This window comes from Roseovarius salincola, from assembly GCF_026891095.1.
GTDB classification, from domain to species: domain Bacteria; phylum Pseudomonadota; class Alphaproteobacteria; order Rhodobacterales; family Rhodobacteraceae; genus Roseovarius; species Roseovarius salincola.
Window position 1 is genome coordinate 280,154 of record NZ_JAPTNL010000001.1, and the last position, 16,330, is coordinate 296,483.

General features: G+C 63.8%; 16 protein-coding genes and 1 tRNA gene. 11 read left to right on the forward strand and 6 right to left on the reverse strand.

Annotated elements, in window-relative coordinates; genetic code table 11:
- Positions 1 to 5: 5 nt before the first annotated feature.
- Positions 6 to 1,376 (reverse strand): DUF2927 domain-containing protein, encoded by a 1,371-nt coding sequence (locus tag N5A93_RS01340; RefSeq protein WP_268953252.1) that lies wholly within the window; start codon positions 1,374 to 1,376, stop codon positions 6 to 8.
- A 239-nt stretch (positions 1,377 to 1,615) separates the two neighbouring features.
- Positions 1,616 to 2,455: an AAA family ATPase gene (locus N5A93_RS01345; protein ID WP_268953253.1), complete on the reverse strand. Its 840-nt coding sequence runs from the start codon at positions 2,453 to 2,455 to the stop codon at positions 1,616 to 1,618.
- 158 nt (positions 2,456 to 2,613) lie between these two features.
- On the opposite strand from N5A93_RS01345, the gene dksA reads away from it, so the two are divergent.
- Both dksA and N5A93_RS01355 read left to right on the forward strand, forming a co-directional pair.
- Entirely contained in the window at positions 2,614 to 3,069 is a 456-nt protein-coding gene (gene dksA, locus N5A93_RS01350; RefSeq protein ID WP_268953254.1) for an RNA polymerase-binding protein DksA, read from the forward strand.
- Positions 3,070 to 3,147: 78 nt separating this feature from the next.
- Positions 3,148 to 4,326 (forward strand): FAD-dependent monooxygenase, encoded by a 1,179-nt coding sequence (locus tag N5A93_RS01355; RefSeq protein ID WP_268953255.1) that lies wholly within the window; start codon positions 3,148 to 3,150, stop codon positions 4,324 to 4,326.
- Between the two features lie 10 nt (positions 4,327 to 4,336).
- Here N5A93_RS01355 and xth read toward each other — a convergent pair whose 3' ends face one another.
- Both xth and N5A93_RS01365 read right to left on the reverse strand, forming a co-directional pair.
- A complete protein-coding gene (gene xth, locus N5A93_RS01360; RefSeq protein WP_268953256.1) occupies positions 4,337 to 5,125 on the reverse strand; it encodes an exodeoxyribonuclease III in 789 nt (262 codons plus the stop codon).
- 126 nt (positions 5,126 to 5,251) lie between these two features.
- A complete protein-coding gene (locus N5A93_RS01365) occupies positions 5,252 to 5,575 on the reverse strand; it encodes a HesB/IscA family protein (RefSeq protein ID WP_268953257.1) in 324 nt (107 codons plus the stop codon).
- 77 nt (positions 5,576 to 5,652) lie between these two features.
- Here N5A93_RS01365 and N5A93_RS01370 point away from each other — a divergent pair, with 77 nt between their 5' ends.
- From N5A93_RS01370 to N5A93_RS01410, 9 genes are all read left to right on the forward strand, one after another.
- A complete protein-coding gene (locus tag N5A93_RS01370) occupies positions 5,653 to 6,822 on the forward strand; it encodes a deoxyguanosinetriphosphate triphosphohydrolase (RefSeq protein ID WP_268953258.1) in 1,170 nt (389 codons plus the stop codon).
- Between the two features lie 9 nt (positions 6,823 to 6,831).
- Positions 6,832 to 8,694, forward strand: a complete 1,863-nt coding sequence (locus N5A93_RS01375) for a cation:proton antiporter (protein WP_372921145.1) — start codon at positions 6,832 to 6,834, stop codon at positions 8,692 to 8,694.
- A 56-nt stretch (positions 8,695 to 8,750) separates the two neighbouring features.
- Entirely contained in the window at positions 8,751 to 9,371 is a 621-nt protein-coding gene (locus tag N5A93_RS01380; protein WP_268953260.1) for an SDR family oxidoreductase, read from the forward strand.
- Positions 9,372 to 9,422: 51 nt separating this feature from the next.
- Positions 9,423 to 11,168 (forward strand): arginine--tRNA ligase, encoded by a 1,746-nt coding sequence (gene argS / locus N5A93_RS01385; protein ID WP_268953261.1) that lies wholly within the window; start codon positions 9,423 to 9,425, stop codon positions 11,166 to 11,168.
- A 78-nt stretch (positions 11,169 to 11,246) separates the two neighbouring features.
- A complete protein-coding gene (locus N5A93_RS01390; RefSeq protein ID WP_268953262.1) occupies positions 11,247 to 12,251 on the forward strand; it encodes an SPOR domain-containing protein in 1,005 nt (334 codons plus the stop codon).
- A complete protein-coding gene (gene nagZ / locus N5A93_RS01395) occupies positions 12,227 to 13,258 on the forward strand; it encodes a beta-N-acetylhexosaminidase (protein WP_268953263.1) in 1,032 nt (343 codons plus the stop codon). The genes N5A93_RS01390 and nagZ overlap by 25 nt, the downstream gene beginning before the upstream one ends.
- Entirely contained in the window at positions 13,251 to 14,042 is a 792-nt protein-coding gene (locus tag N5A93_RS01400) for a segregation and condensation protein A (RefSeq protein WP_268953496.1), read from the forward strand. Before nagZ ends, N5A93_RS01400 begins: the two co-directional genes overlap by 8 nt.
- A 4-nt stretch (positions 14,043 to 14,046) precedes the next feature.
- The gene (gene scpB / locus N5A93_RS01405) at positions 14,047 to 14,712 is read left to right on the forward strand and encodes an SMC-Scp complex subunit ScpB (protein WP_268953264.1); all 666 of its coding nucleotides are present in this window, start codon (positions 14,047 to 14,049) and stop codon (positions 14,710 to 14,712) included.
- Positions 14,713 to 14,849: 137 nt separating this feature from the next.
- Positions 14,850 to 15,026: a hypothetical protein gene (locus N5A93_RS01410; protein WP_268953265.1), complete on the forward strand. Its 177-nt coding sequence runs from the start codon at positions 14,850 to 14,852 to the stop codon at positions 15,024 to 15,026.
- Between the two features lie 8 nt (positions 15,027 to 15,034).
- Here the strand turns inward: N5A93_RS01410 and N5A93_RS01415 are convergent, their stop codons facing one another.
- Together N5A93_RS01415 and N5A93_RS01420 are read right to left on the reverse strand one after the other, a co-directional pair.
- A complete protein-coding gene (locus N5A93_RS01415) occupies positions 15,035 to 16,111 on the reverse strand; it encodes a 2'-deoxycytidine 5'-triphosphate deaminase (protein ID WP_268953266.1) in 1,077 nt (358 codons plus the stop codon).
- Between the two features lie 81 nt (positions 16,112 to 16,192).
- A tRNA-Pro gene (locus tag N5A93_RS01420) sits at positions 16,193 to 16,269 on the reverse strand.
- Positions 16,270 to 16,330 lie beyond the last annotated feature (61 nt).

The window sequence follows — 16,330 nt, forward strand, 5'->3', positions numbered from 1 at the left end:
CTGCACTACCTGTTCGATCCCTTCAGCGGGCTGAGCATCGTAACCTCGCGCAATTTCGCGCGCACCGCCCAATCCGCTCCGAACCCGTAACGTGCCCAGCCCAGACTGTCCAGACGAACCGCCTGCGCTTCGGCGACGCGGCCGGTCATGTCCAGCGCCTCGGCGCGCAACATCATGAGCGAGGCCAGAAGCGCGGCGTTCTCGTGCTGTTCGGCTATGGCGAGGTAGGGATTGACCAGCAACAGCGCCTCGGCGCCCCGCCCTTGGCTCAGCGAATAGGCGGCAAGCTGAGACGCTGCGTAAGCGCGGTGCAACTGGGTGCCGGGGCTGCGCTCGTAAAATTGATCGGCGATCAGGAATTGCTGCTGCGCCAGATCAGCGTCAACCGATTGCGACAGCCTGCCAAGGGCAAAATGGCTGAAGGCGCGGCGATGGTCCTGCCATCCCATGACCTGAGCGATATGCACCGCCTCGCGCGCGGCCTCGCGGCGTTGCGCGGGGCGCGCGCCGGGTCCGAGGGCGGTCTGGATGGCGTCAATCCATGCGCGCGGCGTCGAACCGGGATATTGCGCAGCGCGTGAATCACCGGCCGGATTGAGGCGGGACAGGATCCCCGGCAGGCGCGCAGCCACCTGCGCGCGCGTCATGCCCGACCGCAGTTCGGGCGCATAAAAGGCGCGCAGGATCAGCATATCGAACCCGGTCAGCACCGCATGCACATTGTCATCGTTGAAGACGGAATCCGGCAACCGGTAAAGATCGTTCAACGGCCCGAGCGCCTGCGCGACCTCCTCGTGCAGGCAGTCGCGCACTTCCTGCGGCGAAGAATCGTTGGGGATGAAGACCGCCAGCCGTTCGCGCTTGGTCAGCATACTCCAGTTGGTGGCGCGGCTCAGGCGGGCGGCGCGGTATTGCGAAAGACGCGATATGTTGGGCACCACGAAACAGGCCGCCTTGGGCAGGTAGCGGCGAATATCGCTCCGTGTCACTGCCTCGATGGTGATATTGGCGTCACCACCCGATTGCACGCGGCTGATGTCGATACCGGCCTCGCTGCGCAGGCGATGCAGCAAACGGTTGAGATCAGGAATGAGCGTGGGCGGCGGCGCACCGGTCACGCGCACCGTGATGGGCTGTTCGAAACGGGTGAAATAAGGCAGGTTACGGCCCGATTCCAACTGGAAACTCAGATCCATGAAATCGCGCTGGATGTCACGATTTGAACGCAGGACCGGCATGGGACGCGGCGCGGTGAATGACTTCATCGCCGGCATTGTGCTGGATTCATGTGTTGCCGCGCGTGACGGCATTTCACTGGACGGGCCGGGCGCACAGGCCCCCAGCAGAAAACTTGCAAACAGAACGATGCGGCGCATATGTCCCCCGATACCTATTGAACTCACACTCGATGGCACGCGGGCAGAACCTGTCCGCGCGACATGGCCTCCGTGCGACGTGAAGCCGCCGGGGGATTGCGGACAACTGACACGGGCTTGCTGTCGTGGGTAAGGAAGCTTGGGGGCAAAACTATGACCGGCTTCACGCGCCACGGCACCCCGGGCGAGGTGTTGCAGGAAGTGCCGTGGAAACAAAGCCATGAAGGGTCTCGCCTGGGTTAACGGGATCGCCGCGCCATGAAGGCGAGACGCTCGAAAAGATGCACGTCCTGTTCGTTTTTCAAAAGCGCACCGTGCAATCTGGGCAGCGCATCGGCGCCATACCGCTTGAGATCATCGGCATCAAGATCCTCGGCCAGCAGCAGTTTCAGCCAGTCCAGCACCTCCGAAGTCGAGGGCTTCTTCTTCAGGCCTGACTGATCGCGGATGTCGTAGAACTGCGTCAGCGCCGTGGTCAGAAGCTGCTCCTTGATGCCCGGATGATGGACATCGACGATCCGTTTCATCGTCTCGAGATCGGGAAAGCGGATGTAATGGAAGAAACAGCGCCGCAGGAACGCGTCTGGCAGTTCCTTTTCATTGTTCGAGGTGATGATCACGATCGGGCGGTGGCGCGCGCGCACCGTCTGGCCGGTTTCGTAGACGTGGAACTCCATCCGGTCGAGTTCCTGCAAGAGGTCATTCGGAAATTCGATATCCGCCTTGTCGATTTCGTCGATCAGCAGGACCATCTTTTCATCCGCCTCGAAGGCCTGCCAGAGCTTGCCCTTGCGGATGTAATTGCTCACGTCATGGACCCGTTCATCGCCCAGCTGGCTGTCGCGCAGCCGCGAGACCGCGTCGTATTCATAAAGCCCCTGCTGCGCCTTGGTAGTGGATTTGATGTTCCACTCGATCATCTTCAGGTCCAGACCCTGCGCCACCTGCCGGGCAAGTTCGGTCTTGCCCGTGCCCGGTTCGCCCTTGACCAGCAGCGGTCGCTCCAGAGTCACCGCCGCGTTCACGGCCACGGTCAGGTCGCCGGTCGCGACATAGGAGTCCGTCCCCTCGAATTTCATATCGTTTTCAATCCTTTTTCCGATCTGGTCTGCGGCTGAATTTTGCACATTAAGCCGATCGGCAAAACACATCAATGCAGCGTGATTGCCTAGTGACATTCCTATTCTCGGGGTGTAATCCCTGCGCCGAGGGTGCGCCACGATCTGAGGAGATTACGATGCCAGACGTTGGCCTGGATGAGGGAAGCACGATGAAAGCCGAAGTCTTTCTGCCCGAGGATTACCGACCGGCCGAAGATGAACCGTTCATGAATGAGCGGCAACTGGAATATTTTCGCAGAAAACTGGTCAACTGGAAGAACGATCTTCTGGAAGACAGCCGCGACACGATCGAGGGGCTTCAGGATGGCACGCGCGCCATTCCCGATGTCGCCGACCGTGCCAGCGAGGAAACCGATCGCGCGCTGGAATTGCGCACCCGCGACCGGCAGCGCAAGCTTGTGACAAAGATCGACGCGGCGCTGCGGCGAATCGAGAATGGCGAATACGGCTATTGCGAAGTGACCGGCGAGCAGATCAGTCTGAAGCGCCTTGATGCGCGCCCCATCGCCACCATGACGCTCGAGGCTCAGGAGCGCCATGAGCGGCGCGAGAAGGTTCATCGCGACGATTGATATCGTTCCTGACAAGAATTCATCGATTTACAGACGCCGGGGCTTTCGCTCCGGCGTTTTTCATTCCATGACAACGCCATGAGTCTGTCTGGGATGAACATACTTGTGATCGGTGCGGGGATCGGCGGGCTGGCGGCGGCACGGGCGTTGGCGCTGCGCGGCGCGGATGTGACCGTGATGGAGCAGGCCCCCGAGATCACCGAGGTGGGCGCCGGGCTTCAGATCAGCCCCAATGGTTTCGTGGTGCTCAAGGCGCTCGGTCTTGGAGATGCGATCAAGGCGCGCTCGATCGGGGCGGGCGCGGTATGTCTGAATGATTATAGCGGTCGCCGTGTGGTGCGGCTCGATCTGGCGCGACACGGATTGTCGGATTATTTCTTTGTCCACCGCGCCGACCTGATTGACATCCTGGCCGAAGGCGCGCGGGCTGCGGGCGTCAGGCTGCGCCTGTTGCAGAAGGTCGCATCAGTGACGCCGGACACGCGCCCGCGCGTCGATCTTGCCAATGGCGCCTCGCTTTCGGCGGATCTGGTGATCGGCGCGGACGGCCTGCATTCCAAGGCCCGCGAGGCCCTGAACGGCCGTGTCGCGCCGTTCTTCACCCGCCAGGTGGCCTGGCGAGCGGTGATTGCCGAGGACGGATCGCAACCCGCCGAGGCGCGGGTCTACATGGGGCCGCACCGCCATCTGGTCAGCTATCCGCTGCGCGACGGGCGGATGCGCAATATCGTCGCCGTGCAGGAGCGCGCCGCCTGGGCCGCCGAAAGCTGGTCACAGGAAGACGACCCGCTGGCGATGCAAGCCGCTTTCGGTGATTTCTGCCCCGAGGCGCGCGAATTGCTGGCACGGGTCGAACGGGTGAATCTCTGGGGGCTCTTTCGCCACCCGGTCGCGGCTTCCTGGCATGGCGGCGGCGTGGCCATCATGGGGGATGCAGCGCATCCCACCTTGCCCTTCATGGCGCAAGGTGCCTGCATGGCGCTCGAGGATGCCTGGGTGCTGGCGGATACGCTCGCAGGGCAGGGCGGCGCAGCCGAGGGCAGGCTGGCCGCCTACCAGGCCCGGCGCCGCAACCGGACCCGGCGGATCGTCGAGGCCGCCAATGGCAATGCCTGGAAATATCACCTGTCCTTCAAGCCGCTCAGATGGGCCGCCCATTCGGCGATGCGCCTTGGCGGCACGCTGGCGCCCGAGCGCATGCTGCGCCAGTTCGAGTGGATTCACGGTCATGACGTGACCGCAGACGCGCGGGCCTGATCCGCGCGACTCACGCTTCGTCTTCGAGCGTGATCCAGATCGGAACGTGATCCGAGGGCTTCTCGCGCCCGCGCACCTCCTTGTCGATCTGGCAATCGCTCAACAGGTCGGCGGCCTGCGGGCTGAGCAGAAAATGGTCGATGCGGATGCCGTCATCGCGATTCCACGCACCGGCCTGGTAATCCCAGAACGTATAGTGCCCAGAGCCTTGATGGCGGGCGCGGAAGGCTTCGGTAAAGCCAAGATTCAGGATCCGGCGATAGGCCGCGCGGCTTTCGGGCAGGGCCAGCGCATCCTTGGCCCAGGCTTCGGGGCGCTTGGCATCCTCGTCCTGGGGGATGATGTTGTAATCGCCGGCCATCAGGAACGGCTCTTCGCTGTGCAACAGCTCTTCGGCGCGATGCTTGAGCCGCGCCATCCACGCAAGTTTGTAGTCGTATTTCGGCCCCGGCGCGGGGTTTCCATTGGGCAGATACAGCCCGCAGACCCGAAGCGCGACGTGATCGCCGATCACCGTGGCCTCGATCCAGCGCGCCTGTTCGTCGCTTTCGTCGCCGGGCAGCCCGCGCGTGACATCCTCGAGCGGAAGTTTCGACAGGATCGCCACGCCGTTGAAACCCTTCTGACCATGGGTTTCCACACGATAGCCGCGATCCTCCAGCATCTCGCGGGGGAAGTTCGCGTCGATCGACTTGATCTCCTGCAGCAGCGCCACATCGGGCTGCGCCTCGTCCAGCCAATCCAGCAGCGCCTGCGCGCGGGCCTTGATGCCGTTGATGTTGAAACTGGCGATCTTCATGTCGGCGCGTCCCCCTTGGCTGCGCGGACTCTATCGCGCAGCACGGGCCGCATGGCAAGAGAGCCTTCGGGCATTCGCCTTGAAATCAGGCCGCATGAGGATCAGAACTCCCGCGTAACCGGCCGCCTACATTGCAAACGACGTGCCGCACCCGCAGGAACTGCTGACATTGGGATTTTCGATCGTGAACCGCGCGCCGATCAGTTCTTCGGAAAAGTCGATCACCGCCCCCTCGAGGAACGGCAACGAGACACTGTCCACGACAACTTTCTGCCCGCCGCCTTCAAGGATCAGGTCGTCCTCGGCGGGCTGATCCAGCCGGATGTCATATTGAAATCCCGAACAGCCGCCACCCTCGACGGCAATGCGCAGGGCCTGACCCTGATCGCCCGCGCCGATCTCGGCCAGCCGGGCAAAGGCGCGCTCGGTCACTTTCGGGGGCAATTGCATGACGATCTCCTGACGGTTCCGTTGTCTCGCGCTTTGCAATATATGGGTTGCGGAAACAGGCGACAAGGATAGCCGACATGCAAATGCCCTATGCCTCGGATCCGGCGCGCACGCGCGGTCGCCTCGTGGCCGAGGATGAAAGCGCGTTCCGCTCCTGTTATCAGCGCGACCGCGACCGTATCATCCATTCCAGCGCCTTCCGACGTTTGAAACACAAGACGCAGGTGTTCGTCGAGCATGAGGGCGATTATTTCCGCACCCGGCTGACCCATTCGATCGAGGTCGCGCAGGTGGCGCGTACCATCGCCGGGGCGCTTGGTCTCAACCAGGAACTGACCGAGGCGGTGGCGCTGGCGCATGATCTGGGGCACACGCCCTTCGGCCATACCGGCGAGGATGCCCTGAATGCGATGATGCAGCCCTATGGCGGGTTTGATCACAATGCGCAGGCCGTGCGGATCGTGACCGCTCTGGAACGTCACTATGCCGAATTCGACGGGCTGAACCTGACCTGGGACACGCTGGAAGGGATCGCCAAGCATAATGGCCCGGTTACCGGTGTGCTGCCCTATGCGCTGGCCGATTACGATGCGCGCCACGATCTGGAACTGCACACCCATGCCAGCGCCGAGGCGCAGGTCGCCGCATTGGCCGATGACGTGGCCTATAACAACCACGATCTGCATGACGGGCTGCGCGCGCGCCTCTTCGACGAGACCGAGATCGAGGCCCTGCCGGTCATCGCCGATTGCTACGCCGAAGTGGATCGCAAATATCCCGGCCTCGACCCGTATCGCCGCCGCCATGAGGCGCTGCGCCGGGTGTTCGGGGTGATGGTGGGCGACGTGATCGAGACCTCGCGGCGGGCGTTGGTCGATATCGCGCCCAACACTGCGAATGAAGTGCGTCATCTGGGCCGCCCGGTGATCCGTTTCTCCGATACGATGTGGACGGAGCTGCAGCAGATCCGCGGTTTTCTTTTTACCCGCATGTATCGCGCGCCCTCGGTGATGGCGATGCGCGCCAAGGTGACCTGTGTGGTCGAGGAGTTGTTCCCTTTCTATCTTGAAAAACCCGACCACCTGCCGGACCGTTGGCGCAAGGATGTCGAGGCCGCGCAGGACCGGACTGCGCTGGCCCGGCTGGTCGGTGATTACATCGCCGGAATGACTGACCGTTTCGCGCTGCAACAGCATGCGCGGCTCTTGGGTGGTCCCGGCGGGGCAGGGGCATGGGGAGGCGCTTGAGTCATGGCAATGGTAACCTTGACTGACGGAGCCTTGAGCCCGGTGATCAGTTTCGCGCTGATCGGCGCGCTTGGCGTCGGGGCGCAGTGGGTGGCTTGGCGGCTGCGCATGCCCGCAATCGTGCTGATGCTGCTCGCGGGCCTGTTGGTCGGTCCGGTCCTGGGTTTCTTTGACCCGGCACGCGATATCGGGCCGCTGATGGGGCCGATGATCTCGCTTGCGGTGGCGATCATCCTCTTTGAGGGCGGCATGACCCTGAGCGTGCACAGCCTTCGGGGGGCCGCCGAGGGGGTAAAACGGCTGGTCTTTCTGGGTGCGCCGATTGGCTGGCTCTTCTCGTCGCTGGCGCTGCATTATGTGGCGGGGCTGGGATGGGCCTCTTCGGCGGTGTTCGGCGGCATCATGATCGTGACCGGCCCCACGGTGATCGCGCCGCTGCTGCGCCAGGCGCGCCTGAAACGTCGCCCTGCGCAGCTGTTGCAATGGGAGGCGATCGTCAACGATCCGATCGGCGCTCTGGCGGCGGTGCTGGCCTTCGAGGTGGTGCTGGTGCTCAACACCGCCGAGACCATGGGCGTTGCAGCATGGGACATCACGCGCGGCATCGTGCTGGCCTCGGGGCTGGGGGTTGCCGGGGGCTGGATCATCGCGGAATCCTTCCGCCGCGCATGGGTGCCCGAATTCATGAAGGTGCCGGTTCTCTTCGCGCTGCTTCTGGGGGTTTTCGCGCTGTCGGATTCGGTGCTGCATGAAAGCGGGCTGCTGGCGGTGACGGTGATGGGCATCTGGATCGCCAATGCCGATCTGCCCAGCTATACCGAGCTGCGCCGCTTCAAGGAACATGCCACGATCCTGCTGGTGTCGGGGGTGTTCATCCTGCTGGCCGCGAACATGAAATTCGAGACTCTGGCGATGCTGGACTGGCGCGCAGCGGCCTTTGTCGGTGTGGTGGTGCTGCTGGTGCGCCCGCTGACCGTGCTGATTTCGCTTCTGGGGACTTCGCTGCCGATCCGTGAGCGGCTTCTGGTGGGCTTTACCGGGCCGCGCGGCGTGGTTCTGGTGGCGGTCGCGGGGCTTTTTGCCGAACGGCTGGTGGCCTCGGGCATCGAGGATGCGGCGCTGCTGACACCGCTGGCCTTTGCGCTTGTGGCGGCGACTGTGGTGCTGCACGGGTTTTCACTGAGGCCGATGGCGCGGGCGCTCGGGCTGGCTGGGGCGGCTATCCCCGGCGTGATCTTCGTGGGCGGTTCGCGCTTTGCGGTCGCCTTTGCCGAGGCGCTGCACGATCTTGACGTGCCGGTGCTGATCGCCGACGCCAACCGCTCGCGGTTGCGCTCGGCGCGCGAGGCCGGGCTGCCGGTCTTCTTCGGCGACATCCTGTCTGAAGCGGCCGAACATGGTGTCGAGATCATGAGCTTCGGACAGGTTCTGGCGGTCAGCGACAACGATGCCTACAACACTCTGGTCGCCACCGACCTTGCGCCTGAATTCGGGCGCGAGAGCGTGTTCCAGATCAAGCGCGCCAAGCAGGAAAGCCGCCGTCACGCGCTACCCGCCACGCTTGGCGGGCGCGCCATTGCGGGCGAACTCACCTATTACGAGATCGCCAGCAAGATGAACGAGGGCTGGAGCGTGCGCAAAACCGGTCTTTCCGAGGATTTCGATTTCGAGGCCTGGAGCGCGCGCAATCCCGATGCGATCCCTCTCGCCGAATATGAAGAGGGCAGCGGCCTGCGCCTGATTCAGGCCGGCGAGGCCCCGCGCAAGACCACTGGCATTCAGCTTTTGTCCTTTGCACCCACCAAAAGCGAGGATGCAAGGAATGGCGGCGCGGCGAACGGAACCACAGGCGCGGTGAATGGTGAAAGTTGATCCCGGCGCCGTGCGATGTTAACGATTTGCCGGTTGGTGGGATATGAGTGCCTTTGGTGCCTGGACGTGAATTTTCTGGTCAGACCGTTCTGATCGCTGCAGCAGGCTGTGAACAGGGCGTGGCCCTGGGTCACGCATTCTGTGCTGCGGGCGCGCGCGTGGTGCTGGTGGATCGCGACGAGGCGCGCATCATCGAGATTGCGACCTTGGCGCGCGACCAGATCGAACCCCTGGCGCTTGACCCGCTGCGCCCCGACCTTTGCCGCCGCCTTGGCGAGATATGGGCCGATGAACCCCTAGCGGCGCTGATCCATCTGCAACCGTTGCGCCACCCCGAACGCATCGGCGCCACGATCGGCGCAATTCCGGCGCTGACGCGGGATCTGGCCGGTGCGCTGCGCGCAGGGCAGGGCAGCGTTCTGACGCTATTCGCTGCGCCCAATGCGCTGGCGGGCGTCGACCGGCAATTGTTTGACCAGGCCTTGTCGGCCCTGCCCGGAACGCTGCAGGGCAAGCTGGGCGCGCGCGGTATCCGGGTGAATGCTTTGCGCCTGCCCGCATCGCGCAGTGAAAGCGTGGCCGAAAAAGATCTGATCGCCGCGTCAATGTTTCTGTGCGGGGCGCGGGGCAGGGCGGTCGGCGGGGCGTTGCTGCCGCTTCAGGCGCGTTGCGATTGACGCGCGCCGCTGCGGTGGTAAACCGGCGCCCGACGCAAAAGGAATGATCTGATGAATTTGTTCACCGAAATCCACGCGCTGGTCCTCGAGGCGCTGGCCGCGCTCGAAGCCGAGAGCAGTTTGCCCGCCGGGCTCGATTTCGCGAATGTCACTGTCGAACCCCCCCGCGATCCGGCGCATGGCGACATGGCCACCAACGCCGCCATGGTGCTGGCCAAGCCCGCCGGTCTGAAACCACGCGATATCGCCGAGGCCCTGGCCACGCAGCTGTCGGGCGATCCGCGCATCAACAGCGCCGAAGTGGCCGGGCCGGGCTTTCTTAACCTGCGGCTGGCGGATGGCGTCTGGCACGCGGTCCTGCGCGAGGCCCTGCAAAAGGGCGCCGATTTCGGGCGCTCGACCCTTGGCGCAGGTAAATCCGTGAATGTCGAATATGTCAGCGCCAATCCGACCGGGCCGCTTCATGTGGGCCATACGCGCGGCGCGGTCTTTGGCGATGCGCTGGCCAGCCTGCTGGATTTCGCGGGCTACAGGGTCACGCGGGAATATTACATCAATGATGGTGGCGCGCAGGTCGATGTGCTGGCGCGCTCGGTTTACCTGCGCTACCTTGAAGCGCACGGAAAGGCCGTCGCCTTTGAGGACGGGACCTATCCTGGCGACTACCTGATCGCCGTGGGCGAGGCGCTGAAAAATCAGGTCGGCGACGCCTATGTCGACCAGCCCGAAGCGGTCTGGCTGGCCAAAGTGTGCAGCTTTGCCACCGAAGCGATGATGGAACTCATCCGCGAGGACCTGAAGGCGCTCGGCGTCGAGATGGACGTGTTCTTTTCGGAAAAATCGCTTTACGGCACCGGCTTGATCGAAGAGGCGCTGAAGGCGCTGGAAGACAAGGGCCTTATCTATGAAGGCGTGCTTGAACCGCCAAAGGGCAAGACGCCCGAAGATTGGGAGCCGCGCCAGCAGACCTTGTTCCGCTCGACCGAGCATGGCGACGACGTGGATCGCCCGGTCAAGAAATCGGACGGCAGCTGGACCTATTTCGCGCCCGACATCGCCTATCACTACGACAAGGTGCAGCGTGGTTTCGATCTGTTGATCGACGTGTTCGGCGCTGATCACGGGGGCTATGTCAAACGCATGAAAGCGGCTGTTTCGGCACTGACCGACGGGCGTGTGCCGCTTGACATCAAGCTCTGCCAGCTCGTGAAGCTCTACAAAAACGGCGAGCCCTTCAAGATGTCCAAGCGCGCAGGCACCTTCGTGACACTGCGCGACGTGGTCGATCAGGTCGGCCCTGATGTGACCCGTTTCGTCATGCTGACCCGCAAGAACGACGCGCCCCTGGATTTCGATTTCGACAAGGTGCTTGAACAATCCAAGGATAACCCGGTCTTTTACGTCCAATACGCCAATGCGCGGGTGAACTCGGTTCTGCGCAAGGCGCGCGAGGCGGGGATCGACGTGGACGATGCCACGCTCTCCGCTGCCGCGCTCGGGACCCTGACCCACGAGGCCGAACTCAGCGTTGCGCGCAAACTGGCCGAATGGCCGCGCCTCGTCGAGATCGCCGGGCGCAGTAACGAACCCCACCGCGTCGCGTTCTATCTCTATGATCTGGCGTCGGAACTTCACGCGCTGTGGAACCGGGGCAATGACGAACCCGCTCTGCGCTTCCTGCAAGAGGACGATCCGGTCACAAGCCAGTCCAAAATCGCGCTTGTCCGGGCCGTGACCGTTGTTATTTCCGCAGGTCTTGGTATTCTTGGCGTAACTCCGGCCGAGGAAATGCGGTAAGAACCGCGCATGCGCGCCGGGGGCGGCAGTAAAGAACCCCGGCGGCCAAGTATCGCCGGTGCGAGAGCGAGGCGAGACATGGCAGAGATGCAGGGCGCGCAGCCGGGTGCTGCGCCGGAGCAGGGCAACAGAATTGCAGGATTGACCAACCTGGCGGGGGCGGCGGTCTCCCTGATGCTGATCGTCGGGGTTGGTGTCTGGGGCTACAAGCTTCTGGTGCGCGATGTCAGCGGTGTGCCAGTGGTGCGCGCAGCCGAAGGGCCGCTGCGGGTTCAACCCGAGGATCCGGGCGGACGGCAGGCACTCAATCAGGGCTTTTCGGTCAATGCCGTCGCTGCCGATGGCACTGCCGGAAAACCCGCCGACCGTCTGATATTGGCGCCCAAACCGCTGGATCTGAGCCTCGAGGACGCACCCGCCAGCGAATTGGCGGCGGCGCGCCCCAAGCCGAAGCCGGAACCCGAGCCAGCCGCCGAAGCGACCCCGCGCGCCGAAGCAGGCGAACCCGCGCCCGCTGCGGATCAGCCGGTGCAACTCGCCTCTGTCGATGCGCTGGCCGCCGACCTTACCGATCAAAGCGACATGGCCGAGGCCGCCAGTGCCGACCCCGCGAGTGATCCCGCCCCGCAAGCCGAGGTCAAGCCAGAGCCCGTACAGGAGCCCGCCGTCGAGGCCGCCATTGCCGAGGCGCTGCGCGTCGAGGGCGGGATCGGGCGCTCCCTGCGCCCGCAATTGCGCCCCGCATCGCTGGGGCAGCAACCCCGTCAGCAAACCGCCGCCGTCGCATCCGCCCAAAACGGGCCGCGCGATATCGACCCCGAGGCGGTCCCGGCAGGTACCCGCCTTGCGCAGCTCGGCGCATTTGAATCCGCCGACATCGCCCGCCAGGAATGGAAGCGCCTGGATGGGCGTTTCGGCGAATACCTGGAAGGCAAGGATCGCGTGATCCAGAAGGCGCAGAGCGGCGGTCGCACTTTCTATCGCCTGCGCGCGATCGGTTTTGACGATCTGAGCGATGCGCGCCGCTTCTGCTCGGCGCTTGTGGCGGAAAACGCCGAATGCATCCCGGTGGTGACCCGTTGAGCCGCCATTTCGGGGCCTGTATCCTGGATGCCGAGGGCCTGAAGCTCAGCGTTGAAGAGAAACGGCTGTTCTCACACGCCGACCCTTTCGGTTTTATCCTCTTCGCGCGCAATATCGACACGCCCGATCAGGTCCGCGCGCTTTGCGCCGAGATGCGCGATGCCGTCGGCCGCGACGCCCCCATCACCATCGACCAGGAAGGCGGGCGCGTGCAGCGCCTGCGCGCGCCGCTCTGGCGCGAATGGCTTGCGCCGCTCGATCATGTGGCGGCAGCCGGGGCGGCGTGCGAAGAGGCGATGTATTTGCGCTATCGCCTGATCGCCGCCGAACTGCGTGATCTCGGGATCGACAGCAATTGCGCGCCGCTGGTCGATGTGGCAGGTCCCGCAACCCATGATTTCCTGCACAACCGCTGCTATGGCTGCGACCCTCACACGGTGGCGTGCATGGGGCGCGCGGTGGCGGATGGGTTGCTGGCGGGCGGCGTTCTGCCGGTGCTCAAGCATATTCCCGGACATGGCCGCGCGCAGGTGGACAGCCATCTCGACCTGCCCGTGGTCGATGCCGCCCATGAGGATCTGACCAGGATCGATTTCGCGCCCTTCCGCGCGCTCAATGACCTTCCGATCGGGATGACCGCACATCTGGTCTACAGCGCCATCGATCCGCGCGCGGCGACGCTTTCGCCGGTGATGATGCGCCTCATCCGGGACGAGATCGGCTTTGACGGGCTGATCATGACCGACGATATCTCTATGAAGGCGCTCAAGGGGTCTTTGGCCGAAACAGCGCGCGCCGCGCTTGATGCGGGCTGTGATGTGGTGCTGCATTGCAATGGAACGCTGAGCGAACGCGCAGCCGTCGCCGACGCCTCCGGGCGCCTCTGCGCGACGGGTCAGGCCCGCGCCGAACGCGCCCTGGCCGCGCGGCGCCACCCCGACGAGGTTGACATTCCTGCTCTTGAGGCAAAGCTGGACGCGCTGATAAACGGGCGCGATGATGGTTGAGGATGAATTCGAGGAAGGTCAAGCGCGGGTCGTTCCTGTGTCCGAACGCGTGGCCGCCGAGGCGCTGATCGTCGATATCGACGGGTTCGAAGGCCCTCTCGATGTGCTGCTGACACTTGGGCGCACGCAGAAGGTGGACTTGCGCAAGGTCTCGATCCTCGAGCTGGCGCGCCAATACCTCGCCTTTGTCGATCAGGCCAAGCAGCTACGCATCGAACTCGCGGCCGATTACCTCGTGATGGCCGCCTGGCTCGCCTTTCTCAAATCGCGCCTGCTGTTGCCGCCCGATCCCACCGAAGAAGGACCTTCGGGCGAGGAAATGGCCGCACATCTGGCCTTTCAGCTCGAACGCCTTCAGGCGATGCGCGAACATGCCGCCATGCTGATGGCGCGCGACCAGCTGGGCCGCGATTTCTTTGCGCGTGGCATCCCCGAGGATGTCACCCGCGTCAAGCGCGTGACCTACACCGCGACACTTCTGGACCTCATGCAGGGCTATGCGCGCATCCGCACCAAGGATGAATTCCGCCCCTATTCGATGGACCGCGAATCGGTCTTCACCATGGAACAGGCGCTTGAACGGATGCGCTCGCTCATTGGATTCGCGGGCACCTGGACCGACATCTCCACCTATCTGCCCGAAGGCTTCACCAGCGATGCCGCCCGAATCCGCTCGGCCACGGCATCGACATTCGCCGCGTCCCTGGAACTGGCCAAGGAAGGCAAGATCGAGCTGCGCCAATCCGATACATTCGCCCCGATAGAACTGCGCCGGAAAGATTAGGAACATGTCAGAAGACACTGAAAAAGAGGAAGAAAGCCTTTTCGCGGCGCCCCCCATCGCCGAACAGGAGCGCATGTGCGAAGCGATCCTCTTCGCCACTGCGCAACCCGTCACCCTCAAGGAAATGGAAGCCCGGATGCCGCATGGATGCGACGCTGCAGAGGCGCTGGCGCATTTGCGAAAACGATACGAGGGGCGCGGTGTGCGGGTGGTCAAGGTTGGCGATGCATGGGCGATGCGTACCGCGCCCGACCTGGGTTTCCTGATGCAGAAGGAAACCGTGGAAACCCGCAAGCTCAGCCGCGCGGCGATCGAAACGCTGGCGATCATCTCCTATCACCAGCCGGTGACGCGCGCCGAGATCGAAGAGATCCGCGGCGTCTCGGTCAGCCGGGGCACGGTCGATCAACTGCTGGAGATGGAGTGGATCCGCTTTGGCCGCCGCAAGATGACGCCGGGGCGGCCCGTGACCTTCGTCGTCACGCAAACCTTCCTCGATCATTTCGGCCTCGAATCCGCGCGCGATCTGCCCGGTCTCAAGGAGCTGCGTGCCGCCGGACTTCTGGAAAACCGCCCGCCGCCCGGCTCCATGCCGCAAGCCGGCGACGGTGAAGCCGATGAGGGTGACGAGGCAGAAGCCGAGGACCAGAGCGAGCTTTTTGAAGAGTAATCGCGCTTTTCGGGGCCGAAACGCCCTGAAATCGGCGTGGTTTCATGCTATGTCACGCCAATGAGGCAAAAAGCGAGGCTATCATGAACGCCAATCGGATCATTTCAATGATCATCCGCATGGTCATGCGCCAAGTTATGAGCCGCGGTGTGAATGCCGGGGTCAAGGCAATGGGCAACCGCAAGGGCAAGACGCAGTCGTCGGCGCAGGGTGGCCAACAGCAGGCCGGACAGGGGCAGGGGCCTGACACGCGCAAGACGCAGCAGCGCGCCCGTCAGGCCATGCGCATCGGTCGTCGATTCGGCAAGTTCTGAACCCGCGCTCAGCGCGCGCGGAAATGCTTGGACAGTTTCAGCCCCTGTCCCTGGTAATTCGAGCTGATTCCCGCGCCGTATAGCTGCGCGGGTTCCTGATCCATCTTCTCATAGACCAGCCGCCCCACGATCTGTCCGTGTTCCAGCACAAAGGGCGCCTCGTGGCAGCGCACTTCCAGCACGCCGCGCGACCCTGCGCCTCCGGCTGCGTCATGGCCGAAACCGGGGTCGAAGAAGCCCGCATAATGCACCCGGAATTCCCCCACCATCGCAAGGTAAGGCGCCATTTCGGCTGCATAGGCGGGCGGGATATGCACCGCCTCGCGGCTGACCAGGATATAGAACGCGCCGGGATCGAGGATGATGCGGCCATTCTCGGAATGCACCTCCTCCCAATACTCGCCCGGGTCATAGCCGCCGATATTGTCCAGATCGATCACCCCGGTATGGGGCTTTGCGCGATAGCCCACCAGCGTCCCGCTCCGCGGCCTCAGATCGACCGAAAATCCCAGCCCGTCATCAATGACCGCGTCACCATCCACCAGCGGCATACTGGCATGAAGCGCGCTGAGCGCCTCATCGTTCAGCACCGCCTGACCGTCGCGAAAACGGATCTGGTTGAGCCGCATGCCGGGACGCACCAGCACCGAAAAAGAGCGCGGGCAGATCTCGGCGTAAAGCGGGCCATGATAGCCCGCCTGGATCCGGTCGAATTCGGTGCCGCCATCGGTAATGGTGCGCGTCAGCAGGTCCAGCCGCCCGGTCGATGACTTGGCATTGGTGACGGCCTGCAACTGCGGCGGCAGGTCCAAAACCTCCATCAAGGGCACGACATAAACACAGCCCTTTTCCAGAACCGCGCCTTCGCGCAGGTCGATGCGGTGCATCTCGAACTCGTCGAGACGTTCGGCGACACTGCAGTCCTGACCGGCCAGGAATGATGCGCGCACGCGGTAAGCCACGCTGCCAAGCCTCAGATCGAGGCTCGCAGGCTGAACCTGTTCGGGAAGAACGGGTTTTTGCGCCGAAAGGCGGCCATCGGCGATCAGGGCCGAAATCTGCTGGCTGGCAAGAACACCGGTCATCTCATCCCCCAGTTCCTTGGGCACGGGCGCCCCGGGTGTCTGCCGGGCGCCCCTGCCGGGGCGATTATGGGGGCGGTGAAATGGTCGGGCTAGCAGGATTCGAACCTGCGACCTCCCGTCCCCCAGACGGACGCGCTACCAGACTGCGCTATAGCCCGACATGAGGCCGTTACATACCGGTTTTGGCACCGGGAACAAGAGGGGAAATGGGAAATTTCC

Coding starts and splice junctions, on each gene's coding strand:
- xth (WP_268953256.1), bottom strand. CDS start 5,125: ATGAAGATCGCCAGTTTCAACATCAACGGCATCAAGGCCCGCGCGCAG.
- N5A93_RS01400 (WP_268953496.1), top strand. CDS start 13,251: ATGGTTGAGGATGAATTCGAGGAAGGTCAAGCGCGGGTCGTTCCTGTG.
- scpB (WP_268953264.1), top strand. CDS start 14,047: ATGTCAGAAGACACTGAAAAAGAGGAAGAAAGCCTTTTCGCGGCGCCC.
- N5A93_RS01410 (WP_268953265.1), top strand. CDS start 14,850: ATGAGCCGCGGTGTGAATGCCGGGGTCAAGGCAATGGGCAACCGCAAG.
- N5A93_RS01375 (WP_372921145.1), top strand. CDS start 6,832: ATGGTAACCTTGACTGACGGAGCCTTGAGCCCGGTGATCAGTTTCGCG.
- dksA (WP_268953254.1), top strand. CDS start 2,614: ATGCCAGACGTTGGCCTGGATGAGGGAAGCACGATGAAAGCCGAAGTC.
- N5A93_RS01345 (WP_268953253.1), bottom strand. CDS start 2,455: ATGAAATTCGAGGGGACGGACTCCTATGTCGCGACCGGCGACCTGACC.
- argS (WP_268953261.1), top strand. CDS start 9,423: ATGAATTTGTTCACCGAAATCCACGCGCTGGTCCTCGAGGCGCTGGCC.
- N5A93_RS01415 (WP_268953266.1), bottom strand. CDS start 16,111: ATGACCGGTGTTCTTGCCAGCCAGCAGATTTCGGCCCTGATCGCCGAT.
- N5A93_RS01340 (WP_268953252.1), bottom strand. CDS start 1,376: ATGCGCCGCATCGTTCTGTTTGCAAGTTTTCTGCTGGGGGCCTGTGCG.
- nagZ (WP_268953263.1), top strand. CDS start 12,227: ATGCATCCCGGTGGTGACCCGTTGAGCCGCCATTTCGGGGCCTGTATC.
- N5A93_RS01355 (WP_268953255.1), top strand. CDS start 3,148: ATGAGTCTGTCTGGGATGAACATACTTGTGATCGGTGCGGGGATCGGC.
- N5A93_RS01390 (WP_268953262.1), top strand. CDS start 11,247: ATGGCAGAGATGCAGGGCGCGCAGCCGGGTGCTGCGCCGGAGCAGGGC.
- N5A93_RS01370 (WP_268953258.1), top strand. CDS start 5,653: ATGCAAATGCCCTATGCCTCGGATCCGGCGCGCACGCGCGGTCGCCTC.
- N5A93_RS01365 (WP_268953257.1), bottom strand. CDS start 5,575: ATGCAATTGCCCCCGAAAGTGACCGAGCGCGCCTTTGCCCGGCTGGCC.